The following is a 23,982-nucleotide window of genomic DNA, read 5'->3' on the forward strand; positions in this document are numbered from 1 at the left end:
TGCCTCCACCGGCCTCCATGTCCGATTTTCTCTCCGCCGTCAGTCTCGATCAGATCCCCAGCGTCAGCCTCGGGACGGCAGCCCTCTTGATCTTCGGAGCCATCGCAAGCCTCGCCGTCCTGCGTGGCCTGCTGAGAATCGTCTGGGGCACCTTGATCGTCTGTCTCTCCGGCCTGGCCGCCTTCTACTGTTGGCAACACGCCACCGATTGGGGCCGCACCCTGACCAGCAAGGAGATCGAGTGGCTGCCCTACGCACTGCCCGCAGCGGCTTTCGTCAGTGTGCTGCTCGGGCTTCGAGCCCTCGGCCGCTTCATCGTCAAACCCCTTGGTGAACCCAATGATGAGAACGCGGTGAAGAACCGTCGGTCACCCATCCGCTGGGCGCTCACACTCCTTTTCAGCCTCATCCCCACCGCTCTTCTCTGGTTCACCGGAGCAACTTTCCTGCGCCATTTCGGCTCGATCGCCGAGATCCAAACCTACGTCAATGAAGTCGCCCAACAACCGGACACCTCGGAGATCGGCTTCCTCGTCAAACTCAAGCATGACGTCGAGCAGGCATTCCCTGAGAACTGGTTCGCCGCTGTCGACCCCCTTGCCGACGAAGCACGCATCAAGCTCGCGAAACTCATCTCCGTCGCCGACGATCCCCCCCCGAAAGCCATCCCCGTCCTTGAGGTGCAGGCCATCCAGGACCTCATTCTCAGCGACGACAGCCTGCGGCAGCTCGCCCGCGACGGCCGCTACGCGGAAATCCTCCGTGATCCACGGCTCGACGTCGCACTCGAGAACGATGACCTGCGTGAAGTCATGCAGGGGCTTGAACTCTAGCGCGACCGACGATTCACTCCCTCCTTTCTCATCATGTATCTCGTGACCATCGGACTCGAAGTCCACTGCCAGGTGAAAACCCGCACCAAGATGTTCTGTTCCTGCGAAACATCCTTCGCAGACGAACCGAACACCCACACCTGCCCCGTTTGCCTCGGCCTGCCCGGCGCCCTTCCCGTTCTGAACCGGCACGCGATTGAGAAAACCCTGCTCGCAGGACTCCAACTCGACTGCGGTGCCCCGGAAATCTCGAAGTGGGATCGGAAGAACTACTTCTATCCGGACATGCCCAAGAACTACCAGACCACCCAGATGGATCTGCCCTTGTGCATCGGTGGCGAAGTCCCCCTCTACCACCACAATTATCCCACCGACGTCCGCAAGAACATCCCGCGCCCGGACTTCAAGTGCCGACTGAACCGCATCCACCTTGAAGAGGACGTCGCAAAATCCACCCACCTCGGCACCAGCTCCATCATCGACTACAACCGCGCCGGCACTCCCCTGATGGAGATCGTGACCGAGCCCGACATCCAGTCGTCCGCCGAAGCCTTCGCCTTCCTCCGTTCGCTCCAGATGATCCTCCAGCAAGCAGGCATCTCCGATGCCGACATGGAGAAGGGTCAGCTGCGCTGTGATGTGAACATCTCCATCCGAAAAGAAGAGAGCGATCCACTCGGCAACCGAATCGAGCTGAAGAACCTCAATTCCATCTCGGCCGTGCGCCGCGCGATCGACTTCGAGATCGAGCGCCAGTCCGCCGACCTCGATCAAGGCATCCCGCAGGTCCAGTCGACCTGCCGATGGGATGACGACCGCGGTGAATCGCAGCTCCTCCGCACCAAGGAAGACGCCCACGACTATCGCTACTTCCCGTGCCCCGACCTGCTTCCCATCCGCACGGCACCCATCCTCGAAAAGGTCCGCCCCCTGACGACCGAGCGACCGCATGATCGCGCCAGCCGCTACGAGGCAGATTATCAGCTGACCGCCTACGACGCCTCGGTCCTGTCATCCGACATCCCTTTGGCCACCTACTTCGAAACCCTCGCAGCCACTCCCAAGCTGCCCGGCAAGAAGGCCGCCAACTTCCTCATCAATACCCTCCTCGGTCTACTCAACGAGCGCTCGACCCCCGTCGCCGACTCGCCGGTCACCCCGGAGAAAACCGGTCAACTTCTCACTCTTGTCGAGTCCGGTCAACTCGCCCTGAACCAAGCCAAGGAAGTCCTGCTTGTCCTCCTGGATTCGCCGGACAAGGAACCGTCCACCGTGGCCAAGGAGATGGGTTTCGAACCCGCCGACGCCAGTGAGATCGAGGCATTCTGCGACCAGGCGATCGAGGCAAATCCCAAGCAGGTCGCCGAGATACAGGCAGGCAACGAGAAACTCGTCAACTTCCTCACCGGACAGGTCATGAAGCTCTCCAAGGGCAAGGCCAATCCGAAGCAGGTCACCGAGATCATCCGCAGCAAGATTCTCTAGCAGGAGGCGCGGTCCTCCCTCAGACGCAGCCCGCCCCCTCCATCGTCATCCTCGATGTTCCGCCATCGAGTTTCGATTCCATGATTGATTCCCGGTCCCCTAGGCTACGGGGCGATGAAATCATGTGCCCCCACTCCAGCATACACCATCGCCGAGGCCACCAGCTCCCAGCGCGACGCGATCTATCGCCATCGTCATGATGTCTACGCCCGGGAGATCGGCCAGCACCCGGAGAACGAGTCCCGCACCCTCCAGGACGCGCTCGACCTTTCGAACCGCTACCTCGTGGTCACCCACGGCTCCGATCTGGCCGGCTTCATCAGCATCACACCTCCCGGCGATCACGGTTACTCCATCGACAAGTATTTCGACCGCGAAGACCTCCCCTTTCAAGTCGGTCGGCAATCATACGAGCTGAGACTGCTCACCGTCCTGCCTCAATTTCGTCATACCCCGACCGCTGCCATCCTCATGTTCGCCGCGTTCCGCTGGATCGAATCCCGGGGCGGACTCCAGATCATTGCCATTGGCCGACGCGAAGTCAGCGCCATGTATCGCCGCTGCGGCATGAACGAGGTCGGGCGATCCACCCGTTCAGGCGCCGTCACCTATGATCTCATGCATGGCTCCGTGCGCGATATCAGGCAGTCCATCGAAGACTCCCGCTTGCCCGCGCGCATCGAGCACGACACCCACTGGCATCTTGAGATTCCCCTGCGAAAGCCCGCCGATTGCTTTCACGGTGGCGCCTTCTTTGAGGCCATTGGCACTGGCTTCAAGCATCTCGACCGACACCGGGACATCATCAATGCCGACGTCCTCGACGCCTGGTTCCCGCCGGCTCCCGCTGCTCTCGAAGCCCTTCACGCAGAGCTACCATGGTTGCTTCGCACTTCCCCGCCCACCGACAGTGAAGGGCTCGTCCGAGCCATCGCAAGGGCTCGAGATATTCCCGAATCCTCCATCCTCGTGGGCGCCGGCTCTTCGGACCTGATCTACCGGGCCCTTCCTCGCTGGCTGGATTCCGGCTCGACCGCCCTCATTCTCGATCCGACCTACGGGGAGTATGCCCACATTCTGGAGAAGGTGATCGGTTGCAGCGTGGTTCGCGCCACCCTTGAGCGGGAGAACGACTACCTGCACGACTTCGAGCAACTTGCCGGGAAGATCGCAGCAGGCCCCGACCTCGTTGCCTTCGTCAACCCCAACAGCCCGACGGGCAAAGTCATCGACGCCGACACCCTCAAGGCCCTGATCTCCATCGCCCCGACCCGAACGCGCTTCTGGATCGACGAGACCTACATCGACTACGCGGGTGGCCCTTCACTGGAAAGGTTCGCCGCCGATCATGACCAACTGATCATTTGCAAGTCGATGTCGAAGGCCTACGCCCTGAGCGGCGCACGGGTCGCCTACCTCTGCGCCAGCCCGCACCAGCTGGAGGAACTTCGATCCCTCACCCCTCCATGGGTCATCGGACTCCCCTCGCAGGTCGCCGCCGTCAAGGCACTCAAATCCCCCACCTACTACGAACACCGTTGGCAAGAGACGGCCAAGCTCAGAAGGGAACTGGAAGACAAACTCGAAGAGCTCGACTTCCACGTGACCCCGGGCTGTGCGAACTTCGTCCTCGCCCATCTCCCGGACCGGCTTCCGGATGCCCGCTGGCTTGTCGAGACCTGCCGCGAACGGGGGCTCTTCATCCGCAATGCCAGCCCGATGGGCGAGAAGCTGGGCAGGAGGGCCATCCGCATCGCCGTCAAGGACCGTGAAACCCAAGGCCGAATTGTCCGAATCCTCCGCGAGGTGTTGGGAACCGCGGGGCCGTCCAGCGGGCCCACCGTCTCATGCACGACGACCGCATCCCATACCCCAAACCGCATCGTTTGAGGGCACCCGGCACACCCTTGGGTCCAGCGGCTTGAAATGCCGAGCTGCCGCGCGCAGTCTCCCCCGGTGATTCCTGAATCCTTCCAGCTCCGACATGGCGATTGCCTTGAGGTTCTCCCTTCCCTGGATCCAGGCTCACACGACCTCGTCGTCACCTCTCCGCCCTACAACCTCGGGATCAACTATCGATCCTTCGATGACACCGCCGGCCGCTCGGATTTCCTCGAATGGTGTCGCCTCTGGTCGGCTGAAGTGAAGCGTGTGCTGACCGATGACGGATCGTTTTTCCTCAACGTCGGAGCCGCACCGTCCAATCCCCTCTTCCCCCACCAGGTGATCCTCGCCCTGACCGGGGGGCCCGAGCCTCTCTTCGTCCTTCAGAACACCTTCCACTGGGTGAAGTCGATCACCGTCCAGACCCGCAAGGGCGAACAGATCAGCGCCGGGCATTTCAAACCGATCAACTCCAAACGCTACGTCAACGACTGCCACGAGTATGTCTTCCACCTGACCAAGACCGGCGAGGTTCCACTCGACCGCCGCGGCGCCGGGGTTCCCTATCAGGACAAGTCCAACATCGTCCGCTGGGGCCACACCGATGGCATCGACAAGCGCTGCCGTGGAAACACCTGGTTCATTCCCTACGACACCATCGTCTCCCGGGACAAGGAACGCCCCCACCCGGCGACCTTCCCGATCGGCCTCGTCGAGCAGTGCATCCGGCTCCACGGAGTGGGCGAACGGACCCGCCTCCTCGATCCCTTTCTCGGCATCGGCACCTCGGCGGTCGCCGCGAAAAGAATGGGCGTCGCAGGCTTCACAGGCATCGAACTCGACGATTACTACCTCAGCGTGGCCCGCGAACGGCTCGACCCACCCGAGGGCGAGTTAAAGCTGTAGGGTCAACGTTCTCATTGGACCTTCCCGCTTCCTCGCCCATGATCCCTCCCGTGAGCGAGCAAGTCCCTGTCGAAGAATTCACACGCGTCGAGTCCATCTTCGTGCGCCACCGAAACGTGCTGGCGGTCCGCGCCCAGTTCACGCCGATCTACACCGATCACTACCTGCACCTCATGCAGCAGGAGCTCCGGTATGGCGAGGAGCTCGACGGCATCCTGAAGGAACTCTACGCCATGCTGACCCTGCACGCAGTCGCCCGCCCGTGGGCGGAAACGATTGCTTGGACGGTCAACCTGCGTGCCCCTCGGGTGAACCTCTTCGTCACCGCGTCATCGACTCAGGAAATGGTGACCGGCCGCCTGTTCACCGAGGATGTCCGCGAACCGGACCGCAACCTGTTCTACTCGCAGACCACCACCCAGCCCGGCGCCGAACCCAGAACCTCCACCCTGCAGGTCGACGGCAAGGACCCGCTTTTCTGGGTGTCGCAGTACTACATGCAGTCAGAGCAACGCCCCGCCAAGGCCTTCCGCCTCCCGGACGAAACCTACGTCCTCATCGCCGCCCAGCCGGACTTCGACGAGGAGTGGTTCGAGAACCTCGACACCGAAGCAGTGACGAAGCTGCAGGAAACGGAAGAGACCAAGGTCCTTGAGACCCGGCGTTTCCGCTTTCACTGCGGCTGCACCCTCGAAAAGATTCTACCGATTCTGGGGTCCTGGAAGGAACGCCCCGACGAGCTCTTCGGAGACAGCGATCAAATCGTCGTCCAGTGCCCGCGGTGCGCCGCCCGCTACGGGGTGTCACGGGACATGCTCTAGGCCTCGGCGCCGTCGATGAAAGCCGCAGTCCTCCATCTCCTCGGCGAATGCCCGGCCGGTTCTCCCGTGCCCGTCTCCGGCGGCTGCATCCACCGGGCCCATCGCTGGGGGCCCTACTTCATCAAGTCGAACGACATTTCCCACGCTCCGGCCTTCCGCAGCGAAGCTACTGGTCTCGGAGCCATCGCAGCAACCGGGGCGATCCGCACCCCGGAAGTGGTGGCGACAGGCACCGCGGACGGCACCGCCATCCTGATCCTGGAGCATCTCGACCTCCGGCCATCGGGCGACGAATCCCGCCTCGGAGAAGCCATGGCCGCGCTTCACCAAACCACCACATCGGTCTTCGGCTTCAGGGAGGACAATTTCATTGGCTCGACCCCACAGGCCAATCCTCCGACGGCATCGTGGGGCGACTTCTTTGCCGACCATCGACTCGGGCGCATGTTCGACCTGCTCGGTGCACGGAAGATCACCTTCCGCGGCTCCGATCGCTTCCTTGAGCGCGTTGGATCGCTTCTCCCGGAAAATCCGCCGGCATCCCTGTTGCACGGCGACCTCTGGAGCGGCAACCGGGCCTACCTGCCGGATGGAGAACCGGTGATCTTCGATCCCGCCTGCTACCATGGTCACGCCGCGGCCGACCTTGCGATGACACGCCTGTTCGGCGGCTTCGGCCAATCATTCTACGAGGCCTACCGTAGCAACCACGGAGACGACGGCGAAGCGGACGATCTCGACGACATCTACAATCTCTACCACATCCTGAATCACGCTCTCCTCTTCGGCGGGTCCTACATTTCCCAGGCCGACGCCATCATCCAGCGCTTTTCCTGAGCCATGAGAATCCTGTTCGCCCTGCTTGCTGCAGCCTCCTTCCTGAGTTCGTGCGCCACCGACCCTTGGGGCATCCCCGGGCCGGCGGACACCGTCACCGCCGCCGATGCGATCGCCACGGCGCATACCTACAGTGCCCTGACCTGGATGCCGGAGACCCGCCATATCAAGCATGGACCCGATGAACGTGGGATTCTGGTTCACACCCCGGATCAGTCACTCAACCAACGCGGATTCGCAAACGGTTGGTGGAAACCCGGAACCGAAGCACGGGGCATGGCCTACCAATGGGGCGGCTTCGACACCCCGAGGGAGTTTTTGCGATCGCTCGAGGAGGGCGAGTTCGCAGGCGACATCTCCACATCCGCCAAACGCCGTCTCGGAGACTCAGGAACCAGCGAGAGTGCCTGTGGCATCGACTGCTCCGGCTTCGTTTCGCGCTGCTGGCGCCTCCCGAAGCCCTACTCGACCCGACAACTCCCGTCCATCTGCGTCCGGCTGAAATCCTGGCTCCAGCTTGCGCCCGGCGACATCCTGCTCAACGACAAGCACGTGCTCCTGTTCGCCGGATGGGATTCCACCCGGCCAGGCTGCATCCTCGCCTACGAGGCCGGACCCTTCCCGGTATGGCGAGTCAATGCCGCAAGCATCCCGACAAGCAAGCTGGAGCGGGAAAATTACGCTCCCTGGCGCTACCGCGGAATGCGCCCATAGCCCGGCAACCCGCGCACCCCGCTCAAATCCAGCCCATCTCCTCGCGACGCTCCCGGTAGATGATTCCCAGCATCCGCCCATTGGTCATCAGGAGATACATCGACACCACGGCCGAGACGATCTGGCCGAGAAACGGAATCCCCTCGACGGCGTCCACGACGTAGATTTGTCCAAGGTAGAGCATCAGCAGCAGAAACACCGACAGCCAGTAGAGCCCCCCTGCCCGGCAAATCGCCGGCACCACGATCTGCGGCCCCATTGCGCCGAGATAGCCCAACACGACGACCGCCATCATCGCCATCGGGAAATACACGGCCGCCGCCCCAGCCAGGGCGAACACCACTCCGGCGGACGGGGTGTCCACGGCGAACAAATACGCAATCAAGGGGCTGAACACCGCGAGAGCCACCCCGCACACTTTGCACATCGGCACGAGGAGGTCTCCCACAGGGTTCGAGATCTCCGGAAACTCGGGAGCCTCTGTACTCCCCGTGGCGGTCGTTTCGATGATCTGAAAGTAGATCGCACAAAAATACGCGAACAGGATCCAGTTGGCGATGATTCCGATCAGCGGCGCGAAGCCCATCAGATAGGACATGACGTGGATCACCGACCCGATGATCAGGATGAATTTCCCGTTCCCGCGCACCGCATAGCTGAAGACATCCTGAATCACACTCATCGGCCCAAGGCTGCTTGAAGCCACCCGACTCTGGCCATTCCAATGCATTCAAGCGATTCCACCCGCCCGGGTGACGCATTGTCATCCAATCCTGCTTGCCTCCCGGGCGATCCGAATGGAGCATTCGCCCATGCCCAGCTCTCAATTTCTCACAGATCTTTTCGGACTCCGCAACAAGGTTGCCGTCGTCATTGGCGGAACCGGCGAACTCTGCGGAACCATGGCCATCGGCCTTGCCAAGGCAGGTGCTGAAGTCGTCATCGTCGGCCGATCGATCGAAAAAGCCGAAAACCGGATCGCCGAGATCGAAGAAGCCGGCGGCACGGCCTACTTCGTGCGCGCCGAGGCCACCGACCGGGATTCACTCAACGAATTGCTCAATCAGGTCGTCGAGAAATCCGGCCAGATCGACATCCTGATCAACGGCGCAGGCGTCAACTCACCAACCCCGGCCCTCGAGATCACCGACGACGAGTTCCACCGCATCCTCGACGTCAACCTCGTCGGCACCCTGCGGGCCTGCCAGATCTTCGCCAACTACTTCCTGAGCCGGGAAATTCCGGGCTCCATCATCAACTTGGGATCGATTTCCGGGCTGAACCCGCTTTCGCGCGTGTTCTCCTACTCCGCAAGCAAAGCGGCCGTCCACAACCTCACCCGGAACCTCGCCCGCGAATGGGCCGACCGCGACATCCGCGTGAACACCCTGGTCCCCGGATTCTTCCCAGCCGAGCAGAACCGCGCGGTGCTCGACGAGTCCCGCGTCCTCGAAATCATGCGCCACACGCCATCGAGCCGCTTTGGCAGCCCCGAAGAACTGATCGGCGCCACCCTGCTGCTTGCCTCCAATGCAGCCGGTGGATTCATCACCGGCACCGAAGTGGTGGTGGACGGCGGATTCAACGCGATGTCGATCTGATCCCCGGCTGAGGGCCCACGTTTCCGCACGGGGCGGCATTTCCGAAACGGAATTGCCGCTACAAATGCGGCGTTCGCTACCGCTTGCACGCGGGGCCGGAGCGGTGTATGGCCTCCGCCGCGGGACCTGAATTCAAGGTCGCCAAACTATTTTTTCACATGATCAAGTGGATCCTTCAGAAGATCGTTGGTTCGAAGAACGCGCGTGAACTGCGTCGAATCAAGCCGACCGTCGAACGCATCAAGGAAATCGAGGAGGCGCTCCAGCAGGAGCCCGAGGAAAAGCTGCGCGAGCTGACCACTAAGTGGAAGACCCACCTGGCCCGCTATCACGACCTCGATGCCCCGGCCAAGCCCGTGCTTGAGCGCGCCGAGCAGGCCGTCGTCGAGGAAGCCGCCGCCGCTCTGGAAGCCCGACTCGCCGACCTCCGCGAGGAATTCCCCGAGCTCCCTGCCAAGGTCGAGCCCACCGTCGATTCGATCGAAGCTGCCAAGGAAGCCTTCCGCGAAATCGAACCGCAGTTCCGTGAAATCCGGGCACGCTACCTCGAGCAGATCCTTCCCGAGGCCTACGCCGTGGTCAAAAATGGCGCGCGCCGGATGTGCGGCAGCACCATCAATGTCTGCGATCAGGATCTGGGCTGGGAGATGGTCCACTTCGACGTCCAGCTCGTCGGCGGCATCGCCCTGCACCGCGGGATGATCGCCGAAATGCAGACCGGTGAAGGTAAGACCCTCGTCGCCACCCTGCCGGTTTACCTGAATGCCCTCACCGGCCTCGGCGTCCACGTCGTCACGGTGAATGACTACCTTGCCCGCCGTGACTCGGAGTGGATGGGATCGCTCTTCCGCTTCCTCGGCCTCACCGTCGGCTGCATTCAGAACCAGATGTCCCCGTGGGAACGCAAGGAGCACTACGGTTGCGACATCACCTACGGCACCAACGCCGAGTTCGGTTTCGACTACCTGCGCGACAACGGCATGGCCTCCTCCAAGGACGACCAGGTCCAGAAAGGCCACTACTTCGCCATCATTGACGAAGTCGACTCCATCCTCATCGACGAAGCGCGGACACCACTGATCATTTCCGGTCCGTCCACCGTCTCATCCCACCAGTTCGACCGCTACAAGCCGCTCGTCGAGCAGCTCGTGAAACGTCAGACGCTGCTCTGCAACGAGCTCGTCACCAAGGCCAAGGCCGCCCTCGACGAAGAAGATCAGGAAACCGCCGGCAGGAACCTCTTCATGGTCAAGCTCGGCCAGCCGCGCAACCGCCAGCTCATGCGCCTCATGCAGGAGCCGGACGTCCGCCGCCTGCTCGAGAAGACCGAGCTGTCGTTCTATCAGGACGCCCAGAAGAAGGAACTCTTCAACCTGAAGGAGCAGCTCTACTTCACCATCGATGAGAAGGCCAACGACTCCGACCTCATGGAGAAGGGCCGCGAATTCCTCTCTCCGGATGATCCGGAATCCTTCATCCTCCCCGACCTCGGCACGCTGTATGCCGAGATCGATGCCGACCCGGAACTCACCGACGAGCAGCGCACCATCCGCAAGGACGAGATGCAGCAGCGCCTCGATCAGCAGGCCGAGAAGATGCACAACATCTCCCAGCTCCTGAAGGCCTACTGCACCTTCGAGCGCGACGTCCAATACGTGGTCGAGGAAGGCAAGGTCGTCATCGTCGATGAAAACACCGGCCGCAAGATGGCGGGCCGCCGTTGGTCCGACGGTCTCCACCAGGCCGTTGAGGCCAAGGAGGGCGTCACCATCGAGAAGGAGACCCAGACCTACGCCACCATCACGATTCAGAACTACTTCCGTCTCTACGAGAAGCTCGCAGGCATGACGGGCACCGCCGAGACCGAAGCCGCCGAGTTTTCGGACATCTACAAGCTCGACGTCCTTCCGATTCCGACCAACCGGCCGAATCAACGCGAAGACCTCAACGACCAGGTCTTCAAGACCCGCCGTGAGAAATACAACGCGGTCATCAAGAAGATCCAGGAAGCCCACGAGAAAGGACAACCCGTCCTTGCCGGCACCGCATCGGTCGAGGCCTCCGAGACGGTTTCCCGCATGCTGAAGCGTGCCAAGATCCCCCACACCGTGCTCAACGCGAAGATGCACATGCAGGAGGCGGAGATCATCGCTGCCGCCGGCCAGCGCGGCGCGGTCACCATCTCCACCAACATGGCAGGTCGGGGCACGGACATCAAACTCGGCGAAGGAGTCGCCGATGTCGGTGGCCTCTTCGTGATCGCGACCGAGCGTTACGAATCCCGCCGGGTCGACCGCCAGCTGCGCGGTCGCTGCGCCCGTCAGGGTGACCCGGGCATGAGCCAGTTCTACATCTCCTTCGAGGATGACCTCATGCGGAACTTCGCTGCAGCGGACCGCATGACCAACATGATGGAGCGCTTCGGCATGGAAGACGGCGAGGCCCTCGAGCACTCGTGGCTCAACAAGTCGGTCGAAACCGCCCAGAAGCGCGTCGAGCAACGCAACTACACATGGCGGAAACGAATCCTCGAATTCGACGACGTCATGAACAAGCAGCGCGAAGTCGTTTACGGCTACCGCAACGAAGTGCTCAGCGTCGAAGAGCCCCGTGACCTCGTCAACGAGATCATCGAAAAGACCATCCCGGAGAAGGTTGAGGAATTCCTCAGCGGGCGCGACGAAGAATCCCCGGACTACAACGAATTGATTGGCTGGGTGAACAGCACCCTTCCCATCCGCTTCACGGCCGACGACATCGATCTCACCAGCAGCTCGGCAGAGCAGATCGCCGACTTCCTCGTCAAGCGGGTCAAGGAGACCTACGAAGTGCGCGTCAGCAACCTCCCGCCCGAGATCCTTGAAAGCGAGGAGCGCCGCATGATCATGGCGGCGATCGACAAGCAGTGGCAGGCACACCTCTACAACATGGATGCCCTCAGGGAAGGCATCTCCTTCCGCGCCCAGGGCCAGAAGGACCCCTTGGTCGAATACAAGAACGAGGCCTACAAGCTCTTCGTGACCCTGATGGACCAGATCGAGGAGGAAGCCCTCCAGAACCTGTTCCGCTCCGCCGCCAAGATCGAGGAATACCTCAAGCAGCACCTTGCCGCGATGCAGCAGGGCGCCGTCAGTCAGGCCAACATGGCCACCACCGGCAGCTCCGGCAACGTCTCGCCCCAGGCCCTCCCGGGCCAGCCGTCCGAAGGCAACCTGAAGCTCAATCTACCCAAACGGCGACCTCCGAGCTTCAACGTGGAGAACGTCGGCCGCAACGCTCCCTGCCCCTGCGGATCCGGCAAGAAATTCAAGGCCTGCTGCGGCCGCGAAGCCTGATCGCCACGGCAAAACCCATCTATTTCAAACACCTTAAATTCCCAACTAGCCACTTGACAGCGGCCCCTCTATCGGTAGGTTTCGCGCCCCGACTGAGAGGGAAACTAGAAAGATTCAAGCATGAGCGACAAACACACGCGTGGAGTGATCATTAAGAAGGGCGAGCCAGTGGACCGCGCCCTTAAGCGCCTCAAGACCAAACTCGACACCGAGGGAATCCTTGAAGAGATGCGCCGTCGCCGTGCGTTTGAATCCCCGACTCAACGTCGTCTGCGCAAGCAGCGCACCGCTCCAAAGCGCCACAAGGTGCGCTGGCGCTACCTCAGCAGCTCGCAGGATGCGAAGGCTGAGGAGTCATCCGCTGCTGCAAACAACACCCCGTCCTGAAGCGACGGGTTTTCCTACTCTTTCCGAAAACGGGCGCCCTCACCGGCGTCCGTTTTTTTGTGCCTCTTGGTCCAGCACCCCTCAAACCACCTGATCTTCGCGGCAGGCTGGCTCCAACCCGTGAGACCACCCGATCCAAAGTCTAAAGGTCGAAGGTCAAAAGTCCCGCCACTCAAGCACCTCCGCACAACCGGAGCGAATGAAGGGATCGGACCTTCGACTTTCTACTTTCTACTTTCTACTTTCGGACCGGGGACACGGCCTAAGCCCTCACCACCCTACTCAGCCCCGAGCATCACCAATAGTAGGTCACCGATGCACGAATCGTCCGCGGCTCGGTGGGGTGCAGGTGCACATCGTCGATCCCCGCTGCAGCCTCTCCTGGCAGGCGCGACGTGTAGTAGTATTCGATGTCGTTGTCCTCGCGATCCAGCAGGTTGAGCACGTCGAGTGCAATGTCCCAGTTCTCCCAGCGATAGCCGACCCGGGCATTCACCTGAAACGAATCGGCGGACTCCACCGAACGATCCGCCGTCAATGGGCGCTCTGAGAAGTAGCGCCCCCTGAGCGCGCCATACAGCCCGAGCTCATCGCCGAAGGTGAATCCGCTCGAAACGACGACCGGCACCTGATTCTCAATCCATGGCCCACCGCTCGTGTCGGTGTAGCGCCCTTGGGAGAGAGCGACCTCAGCATCAAAGCCGAACCAATCGTTCGGCCGCCAATACGCCGCGAATTCGACACCGTAGCGGTCCGTTGACGGTCCAGCTTCGACGTTCCCCGCATCGCCGACATACAGCAGCTCGGAATCACTGTAGATGTACCAGACTGCCGCCGTGGTGGTGAAGCACTCGCTCCACTGCGTCCGGGTCCCGATCTCCGCACCCCAGGTCCGGACGAGGGCGTCCACCGGGGCCACCGGCGTGACCCCGTCATTCGGATCCACCCTCGTGAACAAACCACGGGCGTCGTTCGAGTGGAATCCACCACCAAGATTCACGTAGTATTCGGTGTTCGCCCAAGGACCGAAGATAAAGTTCAACTTCGGCACGGCAACCGCATCAAATTCGTTGCCGCTGTTGCGCGGGTCGTCGCTATCCACATCGAAGTAGAACAGGTCGGCCCTCACTCCCGCTTCGGTCCGGAACCAGTCATTCCACCTCGTCTCCGCACCCGCGAACATCGAGTAGTTTCCGGTGAAAACGTCATCCTCTCGAATCGGATTCACATCGCCACGCGCCCTCGTGCGCGCAAGCTCCAGATCCCAGATCAAGTCGTTGCGGGTCTGAATCCCCAGCGTGTAGGCCGTCGGAGCACCAAACAATTCACGGTTCTCAAAGGTCGCCGAGAGCTCACCCCCGAAGAACACCCGCTGGTCGGACTGGCGGAACTGATCGCCATTCGCCGGATCATCGAGGAAGTAGGTGAAGTTCGAATACAGATCGAGATCGTAGTAGCCGGCGTAGGCATTCGCCCTCCATACCACGTCACCCGAACGTTTGCCCCAGTTCATCGACAGCGAGTAGCGCTGCGACTGCCCACCGTTGGTGGGATCGATGAATCCATACCGGTCAATGAGGCCACTTGAGATCGCACGCTGCGGGATCTGATCACTCGAAATCCACTCAGCCTGATAACCCAGCAGCGTGACATTGAAGAAATCCTCCTCGTTCCCCGTCGCCCATTTCAGCATGCCGTTGAAACGCTGGAAGTCCTGATCGAGAAGCCAGGGGCCATCGTAGGAGGTCGCCTCCCCACCATATGTCAGCGTGCCGTTTCCCAGCGTCACCGAATCCCCCATGACCATCCTCAGATACTCGTCCTCGCCCACGGTCACGGTGGCGAATCCCCGCTCAAGCGCATTCACCAGGGAAAATTCTGCCGAACCGGCTGTCGTCAGATCGCCTCGCGTGACGTCAAATGGCCCCTTCTGGTAGTCCAGACGCTCCACGAATTCCGGCACGAGGAAGTTCAGGTCCGCATACCCCTGACCATGACCATGAGCGCGGTAGTTCGCCGGCATCCCGTCGACAAAGAGCCCAAAGTCGGTGCCATGGTCGAGATTGTAGCCGCGCACGAAATACTGGTTCGCCTTCCCCCCGCCGGCATGCTGGGTCACCACCAGGCCAGGCACCACCTCCAGCAGTTCACCACGGCGCAGATACGGACGATCCAACAGCTCCTGCCGGTCCGATTGCCCCATGCTGGCGGTCAATGCTTCCCCCAAAAGGTTCTCCGCCTTGCCCGTCACAACCAAAGTGTCGAGAGCACCCACGATGGACTCATCGTCGTCGGTCAACAAAGGCTCCACCGGTGCCTCTTGGGCGGACGAGACCAAGGGAAGCGCGAAGAGAAGATGGATGAATCGGTGCACATTGGGTGAAACGACCGAAGCCCCACCACCCCATGAACATTCCACAGAAAAGTGTCCGGGTCAGACCTCATCCACCCCGGTCAGCCCTCATCCCGCGCCCACCACGCCGCCAGCTCGTGGCGCGCCCGATACAAGCGTCCCTCGACCGCCCGCTCGGAACACTTCAAAACCTCAGCACACTCGCCGTGGCTCATGCCATCGAGGCAGCTCATCACCAGCACACTGCGTGACTTCTCCGACAACGCCGCCAACCCACGGTCGAGCTTCGCCAGATCCGCACCGAGCATCGCCGCCTCGTCAGGGGTCGACGCCCGACATGTGGCTTCCGCGACCTCGGTCGACTGGGCAATGCTCAATCTGCCTGCCTTTCGCGCCCGGTCGCGACAGAGATTCAGTGCGATCTGATACAGCCAGGTCGACACCTTCGCCTTCGGCCGGAAACGCGGAAGTGCCGCGTGCGCCCGGACGAATGCGTCCTGACTCGCCTCGATTGCCTCATCCTCATTGCGGAGGTAGCGGTAGCAAAAGCGATAGAGCCTCTGCTGATGGCGTTCCACGAGGCTGCGATAGGCATCCGGGCAGCCCCCTTGCGCCAGGGCGACCAAGCGGTGATCCTCCACAGCATCCACATCGGTCTGCTCAGGCAGCGCCGCTCCTGCGTCGATAGGCTGGCTGCTATTCATGCACGATGCTTCTACGGATCCACTCCAACAACTTCTCTGCCTGCTCAGGATCCAGCTGATCCTTCATCACGAAATAGTGATTCAAGGTGGCTCGCTGCAATTCTGACTGGAGCTGGCTCAGGTCCGCCAAGGCCGCTGCGACTTCCGGCGACTCCTGATCACCTTCACCCACCGCCTGCGCAAGACGACGACCCGCCTCCGAGATCTTCCCTTCGAGCTCCCTCCGCTTGTCATCGTAGGCATGCTCGATGGGTTCCAACATCTCGTGCTGAGACGGGCTCAACACCAAACGCTCATGCATCCAGCGATGCAAATCCTGCTCCTGCTGTCCCGCCGTCTCCTCGGCCCCGCTGCGGCTGCCAACGAACCAAGCAGTCAGACCGGCGAGAACCACCGTCGAAACGCCCCAAAGGATGATCTCTCCCGGACGTCTCATCACTCCGAAATGACGATTCCCACACGAGGAGTTTGAAAAGCCAAGGATGGTGGCGGAACCTCACTCCCGGATCTTCCTTCCTCCGAACGCGAGGTGACCAACGCCGCGATCACCGCCACCGCAGCAGTCATAGCAAACCCCGATCGGGTCGCGATCAACATCGGAACCCGGTAATCCTTCGAGGCCATCGCAATCCTCTGCATCACCTCGTCGCTGAACCCCCTCCTCAGCCGCTCCGGCGAAGCGCGCCGCGCAGCATGCAGAGTCTGTTCAATCTCCCGCTCCATCTCGCCCATAGACTATCGGGATGTGCCCTCCGCCTACAAGGCGATAGGTTCCGGAACCCTACTCGCCCAAAGCCTCGGCCCGCCCACATCCGGGGTGGGCTAGAACCGCAGTAGTGGCCTCCCTCTCGTTGCAGAGAAGCCACACAAGCGGCCTCCGGATCACACGTAACGCTTCACCAGTAGCGAGGCGTTGTGACCGCCGAATCCGAAGCTGTTGCTCAGCGCCACATCGATCTTCTGTTCGATCGCCGTATTCGGCACGCAGTCGACGTCGCACTCGGGGTCCTGATTCTCGACGTTGATCGTTGGAGGCACCACGCCATCACGGATGGCCATCAAGCAGGCAAGAAGTTCCGAGCCACCCGCCGCCCCGAGCATGTGCCCGGTCATCGACTTCGTCGAACTCACCTTCAAGCCATTCTTCACGTGGTCACCGAAGGCAAGCTGGATCGCTTTCACCTCGGCGACGTCACCGAGACCGGTCGACGTGGCGTGGGCGTTTAGGTAGTCCACTTCCTCGGGATTCACGCCGCCGTGCTTCATCGCCATCTGCATGGCCCGGGCAGGTCCCGTGCCGTCGGGAGATGGAGCACTCAGGTGATAGGCATCGGCACTCGCCCCATAGCCGATCAGTTCGGCAATGATCGGAGCTCCACGACGTTTGGCGTGCTCGAGTTCCTCAATCACCACCACACCGGCACCCTCACCCATGACGAAGCCGTCGCGGTCCTTGTCGAAGGGGCGTGAAGCCGCCTCTGGATCGTCGTTGCGGGTGCTCAGCGCACGCATGCTGCCGAATCCGGCAAGCCCACATGGCAGGATGCTCGCTTCGGCTCCGCCAGCGATCATCGCATCCGCGTCACCAAATTTGATGATCCGCCATGCTTCACCGATTGAGTTGTTCGAGGTCGCACAGGCCGTGACAATCGCCATGTTCGGGCCACCAAGGCCGAACTCCATGGAGAAAATGCCGCTGCCGATGTTGGCGATCATCATTGGAATCAGGAATGGAGACACCTTCGCCCCCTCCTTCACCACCAGCTTGGCGTGCTCGTTCTCGAGCGTTCCCAGGCCACCGATGCCACTACTGACGATCGCGCCAACACGGGTCAGGTCCAACCCCTCGGTTTCACCGAGGCCGGAGCTATCGTAGGCCATGCGCGCCGCTGCCACCCCGAGTTGCACGTAGCGGTCCGCACGGCGGGCATCCTTCGGGTTCTTGAAATACTGATCGGCCGCGAAATCCTTCACTTCGCCGGCGATTTGGCAGCCATAGGGCGTCGGATCGAGGTGGGTGATCCGGGCGATGCCGCTTCGGCCTTCCTTCATGCCACTCCATGTGGACTCCGCGTCATTGCCCAATGGACTGACACAGCCCACCCCAGTGATTACAACTCGTCGTTCATTCATCATGATTTGGCGCCCCGCAGGGTGATCCTGCTTAGATGCTGCCTCCGGCCCTTGCAAGCCTCATCCAAGGGGCGTCGGCCCACTGCGATCCGTCTTCGCCCCACATTCAGGACAGCGATGCTCGCTACCCCGCCCGTCCAAGCGGAAGACCGCAAGGCAGAGCCTGCAAACCGCCCGATAGCGGGCGGAACGACGCTCTTCTTTCCTGCTTCTCCAGGTCGAGCCCCAGCCGCCCACGACCACGAGGATCATGACGATCCCCAGCACCCAGCAGGCCAGTTCTGTGAGCGTCATCTCGATCATGATCCGATCACGGATTCGACGACCAGCAACCCGGGTTCCCCCTGATTGCCCTCCACGCGGGCACGCTCCACCCAGGACACCACCGAGGCCTGAGGATCCCCGGAATCCATGCGCGTCACCTCCAGCACCCGACCGTCCCGGTCATACTCGATCAGGTAGCGCACCCCGACAATTCCCACCGACTCCGCGGCGGGCAGAATCAAGCTGGCATGCAGAAGACTCACCCCCTCCTTCGACTTCAGGACACGCAGACCGTGAGCGACCTCCCGCGGACCATCGTCGTCCGCGGAAATCACACGACGCTCCGGCAGCGGTGGCAGCACCGCCAGGGGCCACCCCTCAGACGAGGGCTTGCCACTGGATGAAAATTCAATCTCCTGCGGAGCTGCCCGGTAAGGCACGCCCACCTCCCCGGCCTCCCGCAGCGCACGACTCCGCAGCGACGCATACTCAGGATCAGCCGCAGGATTCCAGCGGACCGGAAAGGGTCCGGCTTCGCGCGCGTTCTGCTCGATCCGCTCGCCACCCGAGCCACGTGGGATCATGATCACCGACGCTCGCTGCGCCTCTTCCGCATTCGGCCGACCGACATTGACCCGGACCGCCGCCGACAGCACCACGGCACCCAGAGCGACCAAGGCAAAGGCCGCAAACATCGAGCCTCCGCTCGAAAGCGGCACGCGCCAGCTGAACGCGAGCCCTGACTCGCGATCCCGATGCTGAAGGACTTTGCGACGGCGGAACATCAGCGTGACTCCTCCGCTCGACCCAACAAATACACCCGGAATCCAGCTTGCAGGGCCAACTCGGTCACCCGCCGCTCGAACTCCGCCGAGATCTGCTTGTCCGACCGAACATACACCACTGGCACCTGGATCGAGGCCTGACGGCGGCTCTCCAACTTTGCGACGAGCTCTTCCTCGCTCACCTGCATCCGCTCCAGCCAGATCACCGGTGGTTCCCCCTGAGTGATGGTAATGACGGAGGCATCCGACTGACGCGCCACCTGGAATCGCGATACCGGCATCTCCACCTGCACGCCCGCCTGCGTGATGAACGAAGGCCCGAGCATGATCGCGATCAACAACAGAGCAAACAGATCAAAGATGGGAACCGCATGAAGGAACCCCACCCGCTCGGGAAGTGTGGTTTCCAACTTCATCCTCTCCGGTCCTCACGTTCGCGGGTTTCGATTTCATCCCGGATGGAAACGATGCCGGTGTCATTGCGCGCATCGCACACGATGTTGACCATCTCGATCCCAGTGCGCTCGATCCGGTGGAACAAGCGCTTCGCCCGACCGAGGAAATAAAGGTAAAACAAGTAGGCCGGAATCGCCACCATGAGGCCGAATGCCGTCGTCACCAGCGATTGGAATACCCCGCTTGAGAGCTCCACCGCCGAGACCGTTTCCTCGCTGCCTCCCATCTCCTGAAACATCTCGGTCAACCCGAGGACCGTGCCGAGCATCCCGCTCAGGGGAGCGACCAGCGCCACTGCCAGGATCGCACGCAGGTTCTTCTCGATCCGCGGCACCTCGAGTTGCCCGGCCTCCTGCGCCACATCCCGCAGGTCGGACCGGTCCATGTGGTGCCTCAGCAGCACCGCGTGAGCGACCCGCGCGACCGGACCAGGTGCCCGGGCCGCTTCGTGCAAGGCCTCTGCATACGCCTTGCGCTGGGCGTGACTGGACAATCCGACCAGCAGGTCACCCACATTGATCCGGGCCCGGTGGAAAAAGAACATCCGCTCGACGACAAAGACCGCGCCAAAAAAGGCCAATCCAAGTTGGAGCAAGATGATCGGGCCTCCCAATTCGAGCAGGCCCAACGGATCCACGAAATCAGTCGGCATGCCGGGAGACTAGCCCGATGACCCGGCCATGACCAGCCTCAGGAAACCCGAATCCCGTCCTCCTACCAAAGGCCCAGATTGCCACTCTGAACGGCATACAGCCCCATCAGCAGGTTGGCCACCGCATGCATGACCACGCAGGCACCCAGATTCCGGCTCCAGATGCACAGCAGGTAGGTCAGCGAGCCGTAAACCAGTGCACCCGGGTAGTCGGAAGGCGCATGCGCGACGACGAACAATCCGGTCACCACCGCATACGACAACCATGAACCGCGACCGAACCGCTGCTTCCAGTAGTCACCGTCCCAGTCCAGCACCAGACGCATCATGAAGGAGCGCCAGAAGATTTCCTCAACCAGCGCCACCACCACCGCCGCACGCACAAAGCGCATCACCAACGCCGCCCAATACGCCCCGGTGCCCTCACCGAACATCTCCCCCGGATCAAACCCGTCTTTCCGCTCGACCACCCCCAGCCAGCGCCACCAACCGTCCGAATGCGGCACGTCCAGGTAGCCGTAAAGAAAGGTCGGCAGGATCCAGAACCCAATCCCGACCGCTCCGAACACCGCGCCGATCGCCGACCACTTCAGCGACCAGTTGAATTCATACGACTTCCACCACCGGACCAGCACCACCAGACACGCAATCGTCTGCAGCGGATAGATCCACTGCTCGGGCGCCCGTCGCCACCACGGCTGACTCGGAAGATCGACCGCAAAGAATGCCCCGGCCGCCTGCAGCAACAGCAGGAACCCCATGAAGATCGCAAACGGAATGACCTGCCGCCGCACCCAGAGCGACGGCTGCTCAAGTCGCAGTCGGTCACTCACGGTCTGGCTACCTCCAGTCATCGGCTCAAAGACGCCCCACGAACGCTTCCATCTTGTCCATCGCCAGCTTCAGCTCATCGAAGCCCGTCGCATAACAGCAACGCAGGAAACCTTCGCCCGATTTTCCGAATGCCGTTCCCGGCACCGCCGCAACCCCCTCCTCTTCGAGCAGCTGCATGGCGAACTGCTGACTCGTCAACCCCGTCTTGCGAATGTCCGGGAACACGTAGAAAGCCCCCCCGGGCGTGTGGCAATCCAGCCCCATCGCATTCAGGCGCTTGACCAGAAAGTCGCGCCGCTGGTGATAGCTGTCGCGCATCTTGACCACCGCCGCCGAACCATTCTCCAGTGCCTCAAGCGCCGCCGTCTGGCTGGTGATCGGCGCACAAAGCATCGAATACTGGTGGATCTTCATCATCGCCTCGATGATCGGCTGGGGCGCACAGGCATAGCCGAGACGGAAGCCCGTCATCGCGAATGCCTTCGAGAAGCCGTGCAGCAGGATCGTGCGCTCACGCATGCCCGGAAACGTTGCGATCGAGACATGCGGTTCGTTCTCATCATAGCGAAGCTCGCTGTAGATCTCATCGCTGAGGACCATCAGATCATGCTCCACACAGAGCTTCGCGATCCCTTCCAGATCCTCTTTCGAGGCCGTGGCACCCGTCGGGTTCGTGGGAAAGTTCAGCATGACCACCCGCGTCTTGGGCGTGATCGCCGCAGCGAGCGCTTCCGGCTTGAGCGAAAATCCATCTTCCTTCCGCGTCTCCACGGCCACCGCCTCCCCATACGCCATCACGATGCTCGGCGAGTAGGAAACGTAGCAGGGCTCGTGATACACGACCTCTTCCCCCGGATTGAGCAGCGCACGGAGTGCCAGATCGATGGCCTCCGAGACCCCCACCGTGACCAGCACCTCGCCGGCCGGGTCATAGTGCACGTCGAAGAAATCATCCACGTAGCGGGAAATCGCCCGACGCAGGCTGGGCAGGCCGAGATTCGACGTGTAGCTCGTCTGGCCCTTCTCCAAGGAGTAGATGGCCGCCTCACGAATGTGCCATGGAGTCACGAAATCAGGCTCACCCACACCCAGCGAGATGATGCCCTCGCGGCCTTGGACGAGCTCGAAAAAGTCGCGGATTCCCGATCGGGGAATCGCCGCAACCTGACGGGCAATTTTCTCTGAGTAATCCATCTTCACATCCCGGGCGACGCCGGGGCGCGCATTTGAGAGAGGAACCTCCCTCCACGCAATCCCAATCCCTGTCCCACACCGCCGCGCATCGCCCCAAGCGAGCGGAGCTTCCACCCCTTCCCCCTTTCCGCTTCTCACTCAACAACCGCAGAGCATGCGGAGCTCCCATTTCGCGCCCCTTTCGCGGTTCCCCAATCCTTCAAACCCCAATGCCCATTCCGACCAAGGGCTCAGGGACTGAGGGGTCAGGGGCCAAGCGATGCCAGCCATTGGCAGAAGCCTGGCCCAACGGTTCGATATCCCTCAGCCCAAGGCGCAGCCTTGGGTAAATCAGCTGCCGGAACAACACGGCCTGAAGGGCCGTGATCCCTGATTCTACCCCGAGAGCTCCCTCCCTAGCATCCCGCCTCCTCCATCGATCCCGAGCTTCATCCCCCAAGAGCAAGCGGAGCCTCTCCCTACTTTCCACTTTTTACTTTCTACTTTTCACTCAGCAACTGCAGAGCATGCGGAGCTCTCGTTTCGCGTCCCTTTCGCGGTTCCCCAATTCTTCAAACCTCACCACCCCATTCCGACCAAGGGGTCGGGAACTGAGGGGTCAGGGGCCAAGCGACGCCAGCGAATAAGGAGCGCGGCTTTCCAAGCCGCTGCAGCTCACCCGCCCCCTTTCCACTTTCTACTTTTTACTCTCCACTCAAAAAACCGCAAAGCACGCGGAGCCTCCCCCACTTTCCACTTTTTACCTTCTACTTCCCAATCACCGAACTTCTCGCCCACGCAACCATTCCACCCACTTCACCCGACACCGTCCCAACCCGTTTGCTTCGTCCACAACTCTTCCACAAGACCTCATGAGGCAAACGGACGCCTCCTGCCCGTGGCGCACCTGAAAACGCTCCACACCCTTTGTGTGAATCAATTCTTCAGAATCACCTTCAAGAAAATCCGGAACCGATTACCCGACTGAACGCTGCCGGAGCGCCTGCCCCCAACGCTCCAGATGGCGATGATCTTAGGGCCTCGCTTTCGGAGCCACCGCCACCTTCTCCATCAGATCATCGAATTCACGGCGAAAAGCCTTCCTCTTGCTCCTTGTGATGCAGCGAACAGCCGATAAGCTGTTGGCAATGACCATCGAAAAGGACGTTCGACTCCACCCTCCAAATGCAAGAGACCGGATCCCCGGATATTTCACACTGTCAATAAACTGGGAAATTTTCCCGTGTGTCCAATAAACTGTTCTGCCAAGAAAGATGGGCTTCTCCCTAACATACGATCTCGAAGGAGCTGGGTGGGCGATGGCGCAGATTCAGGACGGTGATGAGAAGTTCGATATAACGGTTTCCTACCTTCACGACTCACTTCGGGAACTTGGTGAGGCAGCCCGCGCACTCAGGGGTGGAGCAGAGTCCGCTCGGGTCGTGTTCATGGACGAGCCGGGCGAGATTCAGTTGCTTCTCACGAGTAGCGAGAGCGGATTGGATTACGAGTTGCGGTGGTTTGATGACTGGAACAGTTGGGGAATGCACCCTGACGACAAGTTTGAGTCAGTCCATCGGGGCACTACTACGGTGCCGCGTTTTTTCGGAGAAGTGCTGAAGGAGTTTGAGGCTCTTCTCGCAGATCATGGCGAAGAGGGATATAGAGAGAAGTGGCACGAGAGTGGTTTCCCTTCTGATCTACTCTTGCAACTCCGCAACAAACCCAAGGCAGAATCGGGTCCCGGGGAGTGATTAGCTCCCCGGTCCCACACCACCCTGCGTACGGCTCCGTACAGGGCGGTTCCAATCAGACTCGGGCATGA

General features: G+C 61.4%; 22 protein-coding genes. 11 read left to right on the forward strand and 11 right to left on the reverse strand.

The window, feature by feature from the left end; all coding sequences use genetic code 11:
* Nucleotides 1-17: 17 nt before the first annotated feature.
* From JIN81_RS11095 to JIN81_RS11125, 7 genes are all read left to right on the forward strand, one after another.
* Entirely contained in the window at nt 18-833 is an 816-nt protein-coding gene (locus JIN81_RS11095; protein ID WP_200279144.1) for a hypothetical protein, read from the forward strand.
* Between the two features lie 33 nt (nt 834-866).
* Complete coding sequence (gene gatB / locus JIN81_RS11100) at nt 867-2,318, forward strand: Asp-tRNA(Asn)/Glu-tRNA(Gln) amidotransferase subunit GatB (RefSeq protein ID WP_200279146.1); 1,452 nt, start codon at nt 867-869, stop codon at nt 2,316-2,318.
* Nucleotides 2,319-2,432: 114 nt separating this feature from the next.
* Nucleotides 2,433-4,208 (forward strand): pyridoxal phosphate-dependent aminotransferase, encoded by a 1,776-nt coding sequence (locus JIN81_RS11105; protein ID WP_200279148.1) that lies wholly within the window; start codon nt 2,433-2,435, stop codon nt 4,206-4,208.
* A gap of 66 nt (nt 4,209-4,274) precedes the next feature.
* Complete coding sequence (locus tag JIN81_RS11110; RefSeq protein ID WP_200279150.1) at nt 4,275-5,108, forward strand: DNA-methyltransferase; 834 nt, start codon at nt 4,275-4,277, stop codon at nt 5,106-5,108.
* 50 nt (nt 5,109-5,158) lie between these two features.
* Nucleotides 5,159-5,929 (forward strand): Hsp33 family molecular chaperone HslO, encoded by a 771-nt coding sequence (locus tag JIN81_RS19480; protein WP_200279152.1) that lies wholly within the window; start codon nt 5,159-5,161, stop codon nt 5,927-5,929.
* 15 nt (nt 5,930-5,944) lie between these two features.
* On the forward strand, nt 5,945-6,766 hold the full coding sequence (locus JIN81_RS11120) for a fructosamine kinase family protein (protein WP_200279154.1): 822 nt from the start codon (nt 5,945-5,947) through the stop codon (nt 6,764-6,766).
* Nucleotides 6,767-6,769: 3 nt separating this feature from the next.
* Entirely contained in the window at nt 6,770-7,480 is a 711-nt protein-coding gene (locus JIN81_RS11125) for a hypothetical protein (RefSeq protein WP_200279156.1), read from the forward strand.
* A gap of 22 nt (nt 7,481-7,502) precedes the next feature.
* Here JIN81_RS11125 and JIN81_RS11130 read toward each other — a convergent pair whose 3' ends face one another.
* Nucleotides 7,503-8,162: a hypothetical protein gene (locus JIN81_RS11130; protein ID WP_200279158.1), complete on the reverse strand. Its 660-nt coding sequence runs from the start codon at nt 8,160-8,162 to the stop codon at nt 7,503-7,505.
* A 130-nt stretch (nt 8,163-8,292) separates the two neighbouring features.
* Here JIN81_RS11130 and JIN81_RS11135 point away from each other — a divergent pair, with 130 nt between their 5' ends.
* The 3 genes from JIN81_RS11135 to rpsU all read left to right on the forward strand — a co-directional run bounded on the left by JIN81_RS11135 (nt 8,293) and on the right by rpsU (nt 12,803).
* Nucleotides 8,293-9,081, forward strand: a complete 789-nt coding sequence (locus JIN81_RS11135; RefSeq protein ID WP_200279161.1) for an SDR family oxidoreductase — start codon at nt 8,293-8,295, stop codon at nt 9,079-9,081.
* Between the two features lie 158 nt (nt 9,082-9,239).
* Nucleotides 9,240-12,416: a preprotein translocase subunit SecA gene (gene secA / locus JIN81_RS11140; protein ID WP_200279164.1), complete on the forward strand. Its 3,177-nt coding sequence runs from the start codon at nt 9,240-9,242 to the stop codon at nt 12,414-12,416.
* A 120-nt stretch (nt 12,417-12,536) separates the two neighbouring features.
* Nucleotides 12,537-12,803, forward strand: coding sequence for a 30S ribosomal protein S21 (rpsU, locus tag JIN81_RS11145; protein ID WP_200279167.1), 267 nt, complete (start codon nt 12,537-12,539; stop codon nt 12,801-12,803).
* A gap of 295 nt (nt 12,804-13,098) precedes the next feature.
* Here rpsU and JIN81_RS11150 read toward each other — a convergent pair whose 3' ends face one another.
* From JIN81_RS11150 to JIN81_RS11195, 10 genes are all read right to left on the reverse strand, one after another.
* Complete coding sequence (locus JIN81_RS11150; protein WP_200279170.1) at nt 13,099-15,177, reverse strand: TonB-dependent receptor; 2,079 nt, start codon at nt 15,175-15,177, stop codon at nt 13,099-13,101.
* A gap of 80 nt (nt 15,178-15,257) precedes the next feature.
* Nucleotides 15,258-15,860, reverse strand: coding sequence for an RNA polymerase sigma factor (locus JIN81_RS11155; RefSeq protein WP_200279173.1), 603 nt, complete (start codon nt 15,858-15,860; stop codon nt 15,258-15,260).
* Nucleotides 15,853-16,296, reverse strand: a complete 444-nt coding sequence (locus JIN81_RS11160; protein WP_200279176.1) for a periplasmic heavy metal sensor — start codon at nt 16,294-16,296, stop codon at nt 15,853-15,855. The genes JIN81_RS11155 and JIN81_RS11160 overlap by 8 nt, the downstream gene beginning before the upstream one ends.
* 446 nt (nt 16,297-16,742) lie before the next feature.
* Nucleotides 16,743-17,993 (reverse strand): beta-ketoacyl-ACP synthase II, encoded by a 1,251-nt coding sequence (gene fabF / locus JIN81_RS11165; protein ID WP_200279226.1) that lies wholly within the window; start codon nt 17,991-17,993, stop codon nt 16,743-16,745.
* A 60-nt stretch (nt 17,994-18,053) separates the two neighbouring features.
* Nucleotides 18,054-18,287: a hypothetical protein gene (locus JIN81_RS11170; protein ID WP_234044730.1), complete on the reverse strand. Its 234-nt coding sequence runs from the start codon at nt 18,285-18,287 to the stop codon at nt 18,054-18,056.
* Nucleotides 18,288-18,292: 5 nt separating this feature from the next.
* Nucleotides 18,293-19,042 (reverse strand): hypothetical protein, encoded by a 750-nt coding sequence (locus JIN81_RS11175; RefSeq protein WP_200279181.1) that lies wholly within the window; start codon nt 19,040-19,042, stop codon nt 18,293-18,295.
* A complete protein-coding gene (locus JIN81_RS11180; RefSeq protein ID WP_200279184.1) occupies nt 19,042-19,458 on the reverse strand; it encodes an ExbD/TolR family protein in 417 nt (138 codons plus the stop codon). The genes JIN81_RS11175 and JIN81_RS11180 overlap by 1 nt, the downstream gene beginning before the upstream one ends.
* Nucleotides 19,455-20,150, reverse strand: coding sequence for a MotA/TolQ/ExbB proton channel family protein (locus JIN81_RS11185; RefSeq protein ID WP_200279187.1), 696 nt, complete (start codon nt 20,148-20,150; stop codon nt 19,455-19,457). Before JIN81_RS11185 ends, JIN81_RS11180 begins: the two co-directional genes overlap by 4 nt.
* A gap of 62 nt (nt 20,151-20,212) precedes the next feature.
* A complete protein-coding gene (locus tag JIN81_RS11190) occupies nt 20,213-20,983 on the reverse strand; it encodes a CAAX prenyl protease-related protein (protein ID WP_200279190.1) in 771 nt (256 codons plus the stop codon).
* A gap of 25 nt (nt 20,984-21,008) precedes the next feature.
* Entirely contained in the window at nt 21,009-22,178 is a 1,170-nt protein-coding gene (locus JIN81_RS11195; RefSeq protein WP_200279194.1) for an aminotransferase class I/II-fold pyridoxal phosphate-dependent enzyme, read from the reverse strand.
* 1,253 nt (nt 22,179-23,431) lie between these two features.
* On the opposite strand from JIN81_RS11195, the gene JIN81_RS11200 reads away from it, so the two are divergent.
* Nucleotides 23,432-23,911: an argonaute/piwi family protein gene (locus JIN81_RS11200; RefSeq protein ID WP_200279197.1), complete on the forward strand. Its 480-nt coding sequence runs from the start codon at nt 23,432-23,434 to the stop codon at nt 23,909-23,911.
* The last annotated feature ends 71 nt before the right edge of the window (nt 23,912-23,982 follow it).

The organism is Haloferula rosea (genome assembly GCF_016595525.1).
GTDB lineage: Bacteria > Verrucomicrobiota > Verrucomicrobiia > Verrucomicrobiales > Akkermansiaceae > Haloferula > Haloferula rosea.

Coding starts and splice junctions, on each gene's coding strand:
- JIN81_RS11095 (WP_200279144.1), top strand. CDS start 18: ATGTCCGATTTTCTCTCCGCCGTCAGTCTCGATCAGATCCCCAGCGTC.
- gatB (WP_200279146.1), top strand. CDS start 867: ATGTATCTCGTGACCATCGGACTCGAAGTCCACTGCCAGGTGAAAACC.
- JIN81_RS11105 (WP_200279148.1), top strand. CDS start 2,433: ATGAAATCATGTGCCCCCACTCCAGCATACACCATCGCCGAGGCCACC.
- JIN81_RS11120 (WP_200279154.1), top strand. CDS start 5,945: ATGAAAGCCGCAGTCCTCCATCTCCTCGGCGAATGCCCGGCCGGTTCT.
- JIN81_RS11125 (WP_200279156.1), top strand. CDS start 6,770: ATGAGAATCCTGTTCGCCCTGCTTGCTGCAGCCTCCTTCCTGAGTTCG.
- JIN81_RS11130 (WP_200279158.1), bottom strand. CDS start 8,162: ATGAGTGTGATTCAGGATGTCTTCAGCTATGCGGTGCGCGGGAACGGG.
- JIN81_RS11135 (WP_200279161.1), top strand. CDS start 8,293: ATGCCCAGCTCTCAATTTCTCACAGATCTTTTCGGACTCCGCAACAAG.
- secA (WP_200279164.1), top strand. CDS start 9,240: ATGATCAAGTGGATCCTTCAGAAGATCGTTGGTTCGAAGAACGCGCGT.
- rpsU (WP_200279167.1), top strand. CDS start 12,537: ATGAGCGACAAACACACGCGTGGAGTGATCATTAAGAAGGGCGAGCCA.
- JIN81_RS11155 (WP_200279173.1), bottom strand. CDS start 15,860: ATGAATAGCAGCCAGCCTATCGACGCAGGAGCGGCGCTGCCTGAGCAG.
- JIN81_RS11160 (WP_200279176.1), bottom strand. CDS start 16,296: ATGAGACGTCCGGGAGAGATCATCCTTTGGGGCGTTTCGACGGTGGTT.
- fabF (WP_200279226.1), bottom strand. CDS start 17,993: ATGAATGAACGACGAGTTGTAATCACTGGGGTGGGCTGTGTCAGTCCA.
- JIN81_RS11170 (WP_234044730.1), bottom strand. CDS start 18,287: ATGACGCTCACAGAACTGGCCTGCTGGGTGCTGGGGATCGTCATGATC.
- JIN81_RS11175 (WP_200279181.1), bottom strand. CDS start 19,042: ATGTTCCGCCGTCGCAAAGTCCTTCAGCATCGGGATCGCGAGTCAGGG.
- JIN81_RS11180 (WP_200279184.1), bottom strand. CDS start 19,458: ATGAAGTTGGAAACCACACTTCCCGAGCGGGTGGGGTTCCTTCATGCG.
- JIN81_RS11185 (WP_200279187.1), bottom strand. CDS start 20,150: ATGCCGACTGATTTCGTGGATCCGTTGGGCCTGCTCGAATTGGGAGGC.
- JIN81_RS11195 (WP_200279194.1), bottom strand. CDS start 22,178: ATGGATTACTCAGAGAAAATTGCCCGTCAGGTTGCGGCGATTCCCCGA.
- JIN81_RS11200 (WP_200279197.1), top strand. CDS start 23,432: ATGGGCTTCTCCCTAACATACGATCTCGAAGGAGCTGGGTGGGCGATG.